We start from the raw sequence: 12,595 nt of genomic DNA on the forward strand, positions 1-12,595 counted from the left end.
ATGAAATATTTACCCGCTTTGCTGTTGAGCACGCTGACCACGCTGCTGCTCAGCGGATGTACGACCTCCCCGGCCACCTCATCTCTGCCGTCAGGCCATCAGGTGGCAGAACCCGAGGTCAGAATTGCTGATTACCTGGCGGCCCGCTGCAGTGACCTGTGGCCGATAGAGGAGAGGGCGGCGCTGAGTAATAGCCTCTACTGGATGCGGGCGATCGACTGCGCTGAACGCCTTTCTCCCGTTGAAGCCCGGGCCGAAGCCCACCGCTGGCCGGCAGAAAGCTGGTCGCGCGCCTTCAAGCAGGGCGTGCTGATGTCCAACGGCAATGTCACGCCAGTGGAGCGTCGCCGTTATGTTGAAACCCTGGATCGTTACAGCGGTGATTTCCCGCAGTCTGTCCGCCCACTGATTCAGTTGTGGCGCAGTAATCAGACCGCGCAGCTCGAGCTCAGTGAAGCGCGAACCCGTTATGCCCATCTGCAACAGAGCAGCGATAGTCAGCTGGAGGCGATACGCCAGCAGATGGTCAAACAGCAGCAGCAGCTCAGCAACACACAGCATAAGCTGGAGCGCCTTACTGACATTGAGCGCCAGCTCTCATCACGCAAAGCCCCGGATGTTTCTGACAGCGGCCATGGCACTGCGCTGCCGCAGGATGAGGAGCAATAATGGTCAGACAAGCGGCAAAATTGCTGCTGGTGGATGACGATCCCAGTCTGCTGAAGCTGCTGGGTATGCGTCTTCGCAGTGAAGGTTATCAGGTCACCACCGCAGCCAGCGGACCAGAAGCGTTGCGTCTGCTGCAGAAAGAAAAAATCGAGCTGGTGATCAGTGACTTGCGGATGGACGAAATGGATGGTCTGGCGTTGTTTGGCGAGATACAGAAACGCCACACCGGCCTGCCGGTGATTATCCTGACGGCGCACGGCTCTATCCCGGATGCAGTCTCCGCCACACAGCAGGGCGTATTCAGTTTCCTGACCAAACCGGTTGATCGGGATGCGCTCTACAAAGCAATCGATGAGGCGCTGGCACAGCAGGCTCCGGTCAGCGATGATCGCTGGCGGGAAGCGATCGTCACCCGCAGCCCGCTGATGTTAAAGCTGCTTGAGCAGGCGCACATGGTGGCGCAGTCTGACGTCAGCGTACTGATCAACGGCCAGAGTGGGACCGGTAAAGAGATGCTGGCTCAGGCGATTCACGCTGCCAGCCCGCGTAACGGCAAGCCGTTTGTTGCTATTAACTGTGGCGCACTGCCGGAGCAACTGCTGGAGTCGGAGCTGTTCGGGCACGCCAAAGGTGCCTTCACCGGTGCAGTCAGCGCCCGTGAAGGTTTGTTTAAAACCGCTGGCGGCGGCACGCTGTTCCTGGATGAGATTGGCGACATGCCGCAGCCGCTTCAGGTTAAGTTGCTGCGGGTGTTACAGGAGCGTAAGGTCAGGCCGCTGGGCAGCGATCATGATATTGAGATAGACGTGCGCATCATTTCGGCCACTCATCGCGATCTGCCAAAGGCGATGGAGAAAAAGGAGTTTCGAGAGGATCTCTTCTATCGTCTTAATGTGGTGAACCTGAAAATTCCGGCGCTACATCAACGCACCGAAGATATCCCGCTGCTGGCCAATCATCTGTTGCGTCAGGCGGCGGAACGCCATAAACCGCAGATTCGCAGTTTTTCCGTTGATGCAATGAAGCGCCTGATGGCTGCCAGCTGGCCGGGCAACGTGCGCCAGCTGGTTAATGTGATTGAGCAGTGTGTGGCGCTGAGCTCATCGCCCGTGATCAGCGATGCACTGGTGGAGCAGGCGTTGAGCGGGGAAAATAGCGCTTTGCCGACCTTTGCGGAGGCGCGCAATCAGTTTGAGCTGAACTATCTGCGGAAACTGCTGCAGATGACCAAAGGCAATGTGACTAACGCCGCACGTCTGGCTGGGCGCAACCGTACGGAATTCTATAAGCTGCTGTCTCGTCATGAACTGGATGCCAGTGATTTCAAAGAGTAGCGGAGGCTGCGAAGGGATATTGGCAGGTTGCCTGCTCAGGCCGGATCACATGGGTGCGGTCAGCATAACCTGGCAGCGCTTGCGGCAACCTGAAGAATCCCGGATATTACCGCCCGACAGCACCAGCAACATTTATGCTTGATAAACCCTCTGACCATGGAGGGAGTGAAAAAGGGTCTGACATGAAAAAGATTGATGCGATTATCAAACCATTCAAACTCGATGATGTCCGTGAAGCCTTAGCGGAAGTGGGCATCACCGGGATGACCGTGAGTGAAGTGAAGGGTTTTGGCCGCCAGAAAGGGCACACCGAGCTTTACCGCGGCGCAGAGTATATGGTCGACTTTTTACCTAAAGTGAAAATCGAGATGGTGGTTGGCGACGATATCGTTGATACCTGCGTCGAGACCATTATGCGTACCGCGCAGACCGGCAAAATCGGTGATGGTAAGATCTTTGTCTTTGACGTGGCGCGCGTGGTGCGTATCCGTACTGGCGAAGAGGATGAAGAGGCAATCTGATTGTCTCTTCATCAGAATAAAAAGCCCGCGCTGCGGGCTTTTTTATGGCTCAATCACACGCCTTTGTGCGGGCCAAAAAGTTCGTAATGAATGCGTGCGTCCGCCACGCTGGCATCACGCAATTGTGCCACCACATGCTCCATAAAAGGCAGTGGGCCACAGAGGTAGAATTGGGTTTCTGGGGAGGCTAAACGTGCGGCCATTACGTTGATATCCATCAGACCTTCTGCATCATAGTGACCGGCATCTTCAGCCGCGGGCTCACGATACCAGACCTGACTGACGAAATCGGCGAGCTGCGCGCTCGTGGTGATAACTTCATGGCCAAAGGCATGCTGTTTGCCGTTCTCTGCTGCATGCAACCAGCTGACCGGCGCGCAGTGCTGGCTGGCCGCCAGTGCATGGAGCATGGCCAGCATCGGCGTCTGACCCACGCCCGCAGAAACCAGCGCCACCGGCGTGAACGGATTGACCTCAAGGAACACGTCGCCGTGCGGCGCGGCGAGCATCAGCTCATCACCCACCCTGCCATTCTGATGCAGCCAGCCGGAGACGGTGCCCTTAACTTCACGCTTCACCGCAATGCGATAATCTTTACCGTTGCTGAGATGAGTAAGCGAGTACTGACGAATCTGGTGATATTCGAAACTGGCGGGCTGAAGGTGCACCGTCAGATACTGACCCGGTTTAAAGGCCGCCACCGGGCCGCCATCCACCGGGCTAAAAGTAAAGCTTTTAATCGCATCGCTCTGCTGCTCAATAGCACTGATACGAAATGCACGGGTGCCGCGCCAGCCGCCGGTTTGCTGTTCCGTCGCCTGATAAATTTCCTCTTCCCGATTAATAAACACATCCGCCAGTACGCCATAGGCCCGGCCCCATGCAGCGAGTGCCTCTTCGCCCGGATTCAGCCGCTCTTTAATCGTTGCCAGCAGATTTTCACCGACGATGGCGTATTGCGCAGGCTGAATATTAAGGCTGGTATGTTTCTGCGCAATCTTTTCCACTGCGGGCAGTAGCACGGCCAGATTCTCCAGATTCGCGCCATAGGCGCAAATGGCGTTGAACAGCGCTTCACGCTGATCGCCATTGCGCTGGTTGTTCATATTGAAAACATTTTTAAGTTCCGGATGGTGCGACAGCATACGGTCATAGAAGTGTGCGGTAAGCGCAGGACCACAGGCGGCGAGGGCAGGCAGGGTCGATTTAACCGTGGCGATAGTGTGTGCATCAAGCATAAAAGCGGCCTCTCCAATAAAAGGTGTATTTAAAATGCATCTTATAACTGCCGCGTCAGCAGTGTAAATAACCTGGTGAACTTTTGGTTTGTCAGAGTGGCTACTTTTTAATGCATGATGAAAAACAGTCGCCACCTCCTGAAGAAAAATCGTGGCGCCTGAACAGGGGGAAAAAGAGGTAAAAAAGCAGTGCCAGCAGCGAGCCAAACGTTTGCGTAAAAAGAGGCGGTTCACCCTACCTTCACCTGTTAAAACGGTTTACACTGTGGGCCTTCGCCCCTGAAGGGGGATAAATACCGTCAGAAAGTTAGCTGAGTCAGGAGATCCGGATGTTAAAGCGTGATATGAACATTGCCGATTACGATGCCGAGTTGTGGCAGGCGATGGAGCAGGAGACAGTGCGTCAGGAAGAGCACATTGAACTGATTGCTTCTGAAAACTATACCAGCCCGCGTGTTATGCAGGCCCAGGGTTCTCAGCTCACTAATAAATACGCTGAAGGCTATCCGGGCAAACGCTACTACGGCGGCTGTGAGTATGTTGATATCGTTGAGCAGTTGGCTATCGATCGCGCAAAAGCGCTGTTTGGCGCCGATTACGCTAACGTGCAGCCACACTCCGGTTCACAGGCTAATTTCGCTGTTTACACGGCGCTGTTGCAGCCGGGCGATACCATCCTCGGGATGAACCTGGCGCATGGGGGGCACCTGACTCACGGCTCACCAGTTAACCTCTCAGGCAAACTCTATAATGTCGTTGCTTACGGTATCGATGAGACCGGTAAAATCAACTACGACGAATTGGCTGAACTGGCGAAAACCCACAAGCCAAAAATGATCGTTGGCGGATTCTCGGCGTACTCCGGCGTATGCGACTGGGCGAAAATGCGCGAAATCGCGGATAGCGTGGGTGCCTGGCTGTTTGTGGACATGGCACACGTTGCCGGTCTGATTGCCGCAGATGTCTACCCAAGTCCAATTCCGCATGCGCACGTGGTGACGTCTACCACCCACAAAACGTTGGCGGGTCCACGCGGTGGCATCATTCTGGCGAAAAACGGCGACGACGACTTTTATAAGAAACTGAACTCTGCTGTTTTCCCTGGCGGCCAGGGCGGTCCTCTTATGCACGTTATCGCCGGTAAAGCGGTCGCGTTCAAAGAGGCGATGGAGCCAGAATTTAAAACCTACCAGCAGCAGGTGGCAAAAAACGCCAAAGCGATGGTTGAAGTACTGATTGATCGTGGTTATGACATCGTTTCTGGCGGCACCCATAACCATCTGTTCCTGATCGATCTGGTAAGCAAAAACCTGACCGGTAAAGAAGCGGATGCCGCGCTGGGACGTGCCAACATCACGGTCAACAAAAACAGCGTGCCGAACGATCCGAAAAGCCCATTTGTGACTTCCGGGATCCGTATCGGTACGCCTGCGGTTACCCGACGTGGTTTCAACGAAGCAGACGTGCGTGAGCTGGCTGGCTGGATCGCCGATGTACTGGATAACATCAATGACGAAGCGACCATTGAGCGCACCAAACAGAAAGTGCTGGACATCTGCAGCCGTCTGCCGGTTTATGCTTAATCGTTAAGCTGTTGTGTGGCAGCATAAAAAGGATGGCATCTGCCATCCTTTTTTATTGCCTGTCCCGCGATGCTCTGCCACAGTAGCGCCCACTCATGCTGCCAGGCAGCACACTTGCTGGAGGGAATATGGCAATTGGCTCCGCCAGATGGCTCGGATTGGGCTACTTCACTTACTTCTTCTGTTACGGCATCTATCTGCCATTCTGGGGTGTGTGGCTGAAAGGCAATGGCCTTGATGCTGAAAAGATTGGTTTGCTGCTGGGCTGCGGCATGGTCGCGCGCTTTGTCGGCAGTCTGCTTATCGCCTCTCAGGTCAAAAATCCCGCTCGATTAATTACGGCGTTGCGTCTGCTGGCGCTGATGACCTGCCTGTTCGCCGCCGGTTTCTGGGTCGGTGAGCAGTGGATGTGGCTGCTGGCGGTAATGATCGGCTTCAACCTCTTTTTCTCACCGCTGGTTCCGCTCAGCGATGCCCTGGCCGCGACCTGGACCCAGCAGATTGGGCTGGCGTACGGACCGGTACGGCTGTGGGGATCGCTGGCCTTTGTGATCAGCTCGGCGTTAACCGGGGTGCTGGTCAGCGCTTACTCCTCTCAGGCTATTCTGCTGCTGCTTTCCTTCGGTATTATCGCTATGCTGGCTGGCATGATGCTGACACCCACCACTCAGCCGCACGGCAATGAGCGGCAGGGCGCGGCGGGTGGCGGCTGGCAGGTGTGGTGTGCGTTGCTACGTGAGAAGGCCGTATGGCGATTTATGCTCTGCGTGACGCTGCTACAGGGCGCGCACGCCGCCTATTACGGCTTCAGTGCTATCTGGTGGCAGGAGAGCGGCTATTCTGCTTCAACGGTGGGTTATCTCTGGTCGCTGGGCGTGGTGGCGGAGATTATCGTGTTTGCTCTGAGCAATCGCCTGTTCCGTCGCTGGAGTGCACGCGATCTGCTGCTGCTTTCGGGCATCTGCGCGCTGGTCCGCTGGAGCCTGATGGGGGCCAGCACCGCGCTGCCGCTGCTAATTGTGGTGCAAATCCTTCACTGTGGTAGCTTCACCGTCTGTCATCTTGCGGCGATGCGCTTTATCGCGGCGCGTCAGGGTGCGGAAGTGATCCGGCTGCAGTCGCTCTACTCCGCGCTGGCGATGGGCGGTGGCATTGCGGTGATGACCATGATCTGCGGCGTACTGTTCGCCCATTTGCAGGGGCATCTTTTCTGGGTGATGGCATTGGTGGCGCTGCCCGCGCTGTTTCTGCGCCCCGGCTACGACTCCAGTAAATAACGAATGCGCTGCTGATGGTGTAACGTCAGCGGCAGTTCAGCATGCACCAGCGGCGGAGAGAAGAGGGGCAGCGAGGTGGGGTAGGGCGAAATGATGATGTCTACCTCCCGCGGCGCGCCATCCCGCTGAAACTGCTTCACATCCTGATAGGTAATATTGATCGGCAGCAGGGTGATCTCCCGGATCTGCTGCTCCACGTCTTGCTCCAGATCGGCATTGTCGCCAGTCAGGATCAGCACCTGCTTCTCCTGCAACGCATTCTCCTGCATCAGCCAGGCACCGAAAATAATGGTAATCAAACTCACCTCTTCCGGTGTAAAGGCGACCTGATAGTGCTTTTCAAATGCCTGCAGTGCCTGCTGAGTGGTACGCAGCAGGCGAGGATAGAGTCGGCTGACGTCCAGTGCCACGCTATTGTCGATACCGATATTAAAGTGGGTGCGATCCAACGCCTGCGCCAGATGCGGATAGAGCTGATAGAGCAGCTCTTCGCGGTCAGCAACGCTGGTCCCGGCACACGCTTCAAAGTCATTGATCAACTGCTGGGTCGCGTTCATTAACTGTTGCTCAGCAGGATGCGCAATCGCGTCCACGACAGGCGTATGGATCTGGCTGAACAACAGCGTCCAGAAGTCGGCTTCACTGGCAGGGGGGGCAAGGTGGCAGCGTTTGCGCCAGTGGTGAATCACATCCTCGGCCGCCTGCCGCTCAGCCTTCTGCTGGAGCCAGTGACACTGCGCTTCACTGAACAGCACCGGCTGGCGCTGGCATAACCCATACTTCATGAATATCTGCAGAAAAAGCCGGTCGCGTTCGCCGAAATCGCGCTTCAGACGCAGGCTGCAGTGCTGAATTAATGCCTGTAAATTGGTCTCATCCCAAAGCGCTTTCTCAATCTTCATCACCTTCAGGCGTTGACGCAGGGGAGCAGCAAAATGTTCGCAGACGAAATCCTGCGATAAACGCAAACTGCGTCGCAGGTTGTGCAGCAGACAGAGACGCCGATCCAACTCAGTACCATGAAGGCGAAAGCTGCCATCCACCATCTGATGCAATTCCAGCCGGTGATATCGCTGTATCTCAAGACCCACATCCGCGATATCCTGTCGGGCACCAGCAAGATCGACGCCATTCAGCCGGCAGACTTTTTCAAGCGTTAGCACGGGTGTCGGCAGAAACAGCAGCAATAAGACATGGCACTGACGCTGTGAACGGGTGAAGAGTGGTGCCATAGGGGTAGCAGAACTCATCAATCAGATTTCCAGCAGGCTATTTTGAGCTAAGAATAGTCAACCCCGTCAGCGCTTGCGCGGTTTACGCGCTTTATTTGCCGGAGGTTTAAGGCGGGTCACAAAATTCTTTTACTTATAGATTCTTTTAATCGGGAACGTTATTTTATTTCATTATGAAACGCGCACTCTTTGCTTTGTTAATGGTATTCAGCCCGGCTCTGCTGGCACATCCTCACAGCTTCATTGATATGAAAACTGAACTGGTGGTGCAGGGTGACACCTTGACCGGATTAAAGATGACCTGGACGATGGATGAGATTACCTCCGCCGATCTGCTTTATGACGCGGGCGAGGCGAAACCAGGCAGCGTGATATGGAAAAAGCTGGCGGCGGAAGTGATGGCGAATGTGCTGGGTCAGCACTACTTTTCTGAAATCTGGCACAATCAACAGCGAGTAAAGTTTTTGAATCTGCCAACGGAATATAATCTGTCGCGTAGCGGCCACAAAGCAGTGCTGGAATTTATTCTGCCGCTGGCGGAACCCCCGAAACTGACCGGGCAGCGCGTCGAGATCCTGACCTTTGATCCCACCTATTTTGTTGATATGTTTTACGACAACGCTGGTGCATTGACGCTGCCGCCTGCGCTGCAGACGCGTTGCCGATTTACCCTCAATACGCCAAAGCCCAATGATTCGCTGAAGCAATATGCGCTGTCGCTGGATAAAGCCGACGCCCCGGCGGAGGAGATGGATTTAGGCCGCCAATTTGCACAGACGGTAATACTCACATGTCAGTAATCTCTACATCCCTGCGGGCTTCCCGACTCTGGCCACTGTGGCTACTGACGAGCGTGCTGCTGAGCAGCGCGTTGCTGGTCTGGCTCTACTGGTCGCAGATTCTGCTGCAGAGCGTGTTGTGGCAGAAAGATCTACATCGGCAAATGACCCAGCTGCTACAACAGGTGGCGGAGCAGCCCCACCAGGCTGGCATTTCGCTGGTGATATTCAGCCTGCTGTATGGCGTGCTGCACGCACTGGGACCGGGCCATGGCAAAGTGGTGATTGCGACCTTTCTGGCGACCCATCCGAGCCGCGTCAAAACCAGTATCAGGCTGACGCTGCTCGCCTCACTGCTGCAGGGTTCGGTGGCGATTACACTGGTGACGGTCATGCTGGTGCTGCTGAAAGCCTCGTCGCGCCAGCTGCATCTCAGCAGTTTCTGGCTAGAGAAGGGCAGTTATCTGCTGGTAATCGGGCTTGGCATGATGATTGGTTATCGGGCGCTGCGTTCGCTGTGGCTGGCATTGCGTCCACGGACGGCCCCGGTATTTCGCGCTTTCCAGCCTCAGCCTCAGCATCATGATCAGTGCGGATGCGGACATGCGCACCTTCCAACTCCGCAGCAGATGAGCGGCAGCGTCGGCGTAAAAACCCAGCTACTGGTGGTGGTGTCAATGGGGCTGCGTCCCTGTTCCGGCGCGATTATGATGCTGCTGTTTGCCAAAGTGATTGGCGTTTATAGCTGGGGCATTCTCTCTGCTGCGGTGATGGCGCTGGGTACTGCACTGACCATTTCGGCGATTGGCCTGGTAGTTCAGCAGGCTCGTACGGTGGCGCAGCGCCTTGCCCAGCCGCGCGAAACCGCTGGCATGACGCGACTACTGATCCCGGTGCTGGCCTTAACCGGCAGCCTGATTCTCATTGTAGCGGGTATCGCATTATGGCAGTCAGCGCAGCTGACTTTGGGCAGCGGAATTCGACCTTTCTGAATAAAAGCGTAGCGAAAATAAAATTGCCGCTGCGCTCTTCTCTTGGCTAATTATCTTTAAATTCACCTTTTTAATTTTTCTCTGCCTGCTTTAGTGGAGAAATAGCTATTCCCTGTCTACGCTGTTATTACCAAAACGGCATTTCGCCGTCAGGATGATAAAAGATCAAGACAGCTTTCTGTTTATTGCGAGGAGTATATTTCATGGCTGATACCCGTATTAATAATGGCTACACCGAAACGTTGGCGACCGGACCCGCTGGATTACCGTTAAAGCGTATTTCCTGGAGCGCTGTGTTTGCCGGTGTCATTTGTGCCTTAATTGTTCACATCATTCTGACGCTGCTGGGAACAGCCATTGGTGCTACCACCATTGATCCGATGAAAGAACAGAATCCACTCGACGGCCTCGGCACTGGTGCGCTGGTCTGGACTGCCATTGAAATGCTGGTCGCGATGGCGGCAGGTAGTTATGTTGCAGGTCGACTGGCTCAGCGTGAAGGCGCACTGCACGGTTTACTGATGTTTGGCCTCAGCACAATTTTCACTATTTACCTGGCTATTGCGTTAGCAACCAGCGTATTAGGCGGCGCAATGAATATTGTGGGTTCAGGCTTCCAAGCGCTGGGTAGTGGTATTTCCGCCGCTGCGCCATCGGTTACCCAAATGGCAAAAGAAAAACTGCAGGAGAGTAATATTAATTTAGATAACCTGCAGAACGAACTGGAAACGACTTTACGTCAGACCGGCAAACCGGAATTACAGCCTGAGAACTTAAAGCAGGATGCAAATAAAGAAGCGCAGAATGCTGAAAACCAGGCCAACAACACCGCCAACCATCCGCAGACAGCTGATACTGATCTGACTAACTGGGTCAAAGGCGTGATGGATCGTCATTCAGACACACTGCAGGCAGCTGATCGTGATGCGCTGAAAAATATTATCAAAGCGCGTACCGGTAAAAGCGATGAGGAAGTGGATCAAATCGTCGCGAAAACCGAGCAGAGTTATCAGCAGGCCGTTCAGAAGTATCAGGAACTGAAACAGCAGGCTGAACAGAAAGCGCGTGAAGCAGGTGAAAAAGCCGCTGCCGCGACTGCGAAAGCGAGCTGGTATGCCCTGATTCTGCTGATTATCGAAGCGGTGCTGGCAGGTGCGATGGGTATGGTGGGTCGTCGTACTCAGCCTCGTCAGGTGCTTGCACACGAACGTCGTTAATCATCGCTGATTGGCAGGCAATAGAAAAGGCGGCTGAGAAGCCGCCTTGTTCCGTATTAAGACTTAACGTTTTAAGGCTTCGCTCAGCTCATCACGCATGTTCGACAGCATCGCTTTCACCACACGCGGGTTACCCGCGACCAGGTTACCAGACAGCAGATAGCCGTGGTTACCGGTGAAGTCTGTGACCAGCCCACCCGCTTCACGCACCAGCAGTTCACCCGCCGCAAAATCCCACGGCTTCAGGCCAATCTCAAAATAGCCATCTACGCGACCAGCAGCGACATAGGCCAGATCCAGCGCAGCAGAACCGGTGCGGCGGAAATCAGCACACTGGGTAAAGAGTTTGGTCAGAACATTCATGTAAGCAGGCGCGTGCTGCTTCATTTTGAATGGGAAGCCGGTTGCCAGAACGGTGCCGTCCAGGTCGCGGGCAATGCTGCCACGCAGACGATAGCCATTCAGCTGAGCGCCCTGGCCGCGTGAAGAGGTGAACAGTTCATTGCGCATAGGATCGTAAACCACCGCGACTTCAGTGCGGCCTTTGATGCGCACGGCGATTGAAACAGCAAAGTGGGGTAAACGTTTAATGAAGTTGGAGGTGCCATCCAGGGGATCGATAACCCATTGAACATCCTGATCTTCGCCCACCAGTTCACCGCTTTCTTCGGTGATGATGGTGTGTTGCGGGTAAGATTTACGAATCACTTCGATAATCAGGCGTTCTGCTTCGCGGTCAACATTGGTCACAAAGTCGTTGCTGCCTTTCTGGCTGGCTTCGACGGCGTCCGGGGTTTCATAATATTTGGCAATTAAATTTCCGGCCTTGCGCGCTGCGCGCACGGCAATGTTGAGCATTGGATGCATCGGTATCTCTCGCTGGATGTTAAAGAACGGGGAAAACGGCGCGGAGTATAGCAGTGTGTTCGGTAAATGTCCTGCTTTATGTTAGGATTCTCTCCACTGATTTTACTGACCCGTTTCTGAGTATCCCTAATCATGTTGCAAAATATTCGTATCGTGCTGGTCGAGACTTCTCACACCGGTAACATGGGCTCCGTTGCGCGCGCCATGAAAACCATGGGCTTAACTAATCTCTATCTGGTTAATCCGCTGGTTAAGCCCGACTCGCAGGCAATCTCACTCGCGGCCGGTGCCAGCGATGTTATTGGCGAGGCTAAAATCGTCGACTCGCTGGATGAGGCGATCGCCGGATGCAGCCTGGTGGTGGGCACCAGCGCACGCTCCCGTTCGCTGCCCTGGCCGATGCTGGATGCGCGTGAATGCGGTGTGAAAAGCGTGGAAGAGGGCCTGCAGGCACCGGTCGCGCTGGTGTTTGGTCGCGAACGCGTCGGCCTGACCAATGAAGAGTTGCAGAAGTGTCACTATCATGTCGCTATTCAGGCAAATCCAGAATACAGCTCGCTAAACCTGGCGATGGCGGTGCAGATTATCGCCTATGAAGTGCGCATGGCATGGCTACAGGCGCAGGAGCAGGCCAGCCCGCCGCCGCAGTATGAAGAATCACCTTATCCGCTGGTGGATGACCTTGAGCGCTTCTATCAGCATATGGAACAGATGATGCTGAACAGCGGCTTCATCCGTGAAGCCAATCCTGGCCAGGTGATGAGCAAACTGCGTCGTCTTTATACCCGCGCGCGTCCGGAACGTGATGAACTCAACATTCTCCGTGGCATGCTTTCGTCATTTGAAAAGCGGAAAAACGATAAAAAAGAAGCAGATAATAGTTGAG

At 54.8% G+C, this 12,595-nt stretch carries 12 protein-coding genes; 9 read left to right on the forward strand and 3 right to left on the reverse strand.

Annotated features, from left to right (window positions below; genetic code table 11):
* The 3 genes from qseG (at position 1) to glnB (ending at position 2,524) form a co-directional block, all read left to right on the forward strand.
* Positions 1 to 669 (forward strand): two-component system QseEF-associated lipoprotein QseG, encoded by a 669-nt coding sequence (gene qseG / locus WFO64_RS05285; protein ID WP_337009618.1) that lies wholly within the window; start codon positions 1 to 3, stop codon positions 667 to 669.
* Positions 669 to 2,003: a two-component system response regulator QseF/GlrR gene (gene glrR / locus WFO64_RS05290; RefSeq protein WP_442956127.1), complete on the forward strand. Its 1,335-nt coding sequence runs from the start codon at positions 669 to 671 to the stop codon at positions 2,001 to 2,003. The genes qseG and glrR overlap by 1 nt, the downstream gene beginning before the upstream one ends.
* Before the next feature lie 182 nt (positions 2,004 to 2,185).
* Positions 2,186 to 2,524 carry a nitrogen regulatory protein P-II gene (glnB, locus tag WFO64_RS05295; RefSeq protein ID WP_003848647.1) on the forward strand — a complete coding sequence of 113 codons (339 nt, stop codon included), beginning with the start codon at positions 2,186 to 2,188 and terminating at the stop codon, positions 2,522 to 2,524.
* A gap of 53 nt (positions 2,525 to 2,577) precedes the next feature.
* Here glnB and hmpA read toward each other — a convergent pair whose 3' ends face one another.
* Entirely contained in the window at positions 2,578 to 3,762 is a 1,185-nt protein-coding gene (hmpA, locus tag WFO64_RS05300) for an NO-inducible flavohemoprotein (RefSeq protein WP_337009620.1), read from the reverse strand.
* A gap of 329 nt (positions 3,763 to 4,091) precedes the next feature.
* Between hmpA and glyA the strand changes: the two genes are divergently transcribed.
* Positions 4,092 to 5,345, forward strand: a complete 1,254-nt coding sequence (glyA, locus tag WFO64_RS05305; RefSeq protein WP_337009623.1) for a serine hydroxymethyltransferase — start codon at positions 4,092 to 4,094, stop codon at positions 5,343 to 5,345.
* Positions 5,346 to 5,473: 128 nt separating this feature from the next.
* Positions 5,474 to 6,622, forward strand: a complete 1,149-nt coding sequence (locus tag WFO64_RS05310) for a 3-phenylpropionate MFS transporter (protein ID WP_337009625.1) — start codon at positions 5,474 to 5,476, stop codon at positions 6,620 to 6,622.
* Here WFO64_RS05310 and csiE read toward each other — a convergent pair.
* A complete protein-coding gene (csiE, locus tag WFO64_RS05315; RefSeq protein WP_337009627.1) occupies positions 6,604 to 7,872 on the reverse strand; it encodes a stationary phase inducible protein CsiE in 1,269 nt (422 codons plus the stop codon). The genes WFO64_RS05310 and csiE overlap by 19 nt on opposite strands.
* 155 nt (positions 7,873 to 8,027) lie before the next feature.
* Between csiE and WFO64_RS05320 the strand changes: the two genes are divergently transcribed.
* The 3 genes from WFO64_RS05320 (at position 8,028) to WFO64_RS05330 (ending at position 10,842) form a co-directional block, all read left to right on the forward strand.
* The gene (locus WFO64_RS05320; RefSeq protein WP_337009629.1) at positions 8,028 to 8,654 is read left to right on the forward strand and encodes a DUF1007 family protein; all 627 of its coding nucleotides are present in this window, start codon (positions 8,028 to 8,030) and stop codon (positions 8,652 to 8,654) included.
* Positions 8,645 to 9,625 carry a nickel/cobalt transporter gene (locus WFO64_RS05325; RefSeq protein WP_337009631.1) on the forward strand — a complete coding sequence of 327 codons (981 nt, stop codon included), beginning with the start codon at positions 8,645 to 8,647 and terminating at the stop codon, positions 9,623 to 9,625. Before WFO64_RS05320 ends, WFO64_RS05325 begins: the two co-directional genes overlap by 10 nt.
* Before the next feature lie 203 nt (positions 9,626 to 9,828).
* A complete protein-coding gene (locus WFO64_RS05330) occupies positions 9,829 to 10,842 on the forward strand; it encodes a TIGR04086 family membrane protein (protein WP_337009633.1) in 1,014 nt (337 codons plus the stop codon).
* A gap of 63 nt (positions 10,843 to 10,905) precedes the next feature.
* Here the strand turns inward: WFO64_RS05330 and suhB are convergent, their stop codons facing one another.
* Positions 10,906 to 11,709, reverse strand: coding sequence for an inositol-1-monophosphatase (gene suhB / locus WFO64_RS05335; protein WP_337009635.1), 804 nt, complete (start codon positions 11,707 to 11,709; stop codon positions 10,906 to 10,908).
* Positions 11,710 to 11,841: 132 nt separating this feature from the next.
* Between suhB and trmJ the strand changes: the two genes are divergently transcribed.
* Positions 11,842 to 12,594: a tRNA (cytosine(32)/uridine(32)-2'-O)-methyltransferase TrmJ gene (trmJ, locus tag WFO64_RS05340; protein ID WP_337009637.1), complete on the forward strand. Its 753-nt coding sequence runs from the start codon at positions 11,842 to 11,844 to the stop codon at positions 12,592 to 12,594.
* The last annotated feature ends 1 nt before the right edge of the window (position 12,595 follow it).

Source organism: Pantoea sp. AS142 (genome assembly GCF_037152305.1).
GTDB lineage: Bacteria > Pseudomonadota > Gammaproteobacteria > Enterobacterales > Enterobacteriaceae > Pantoea.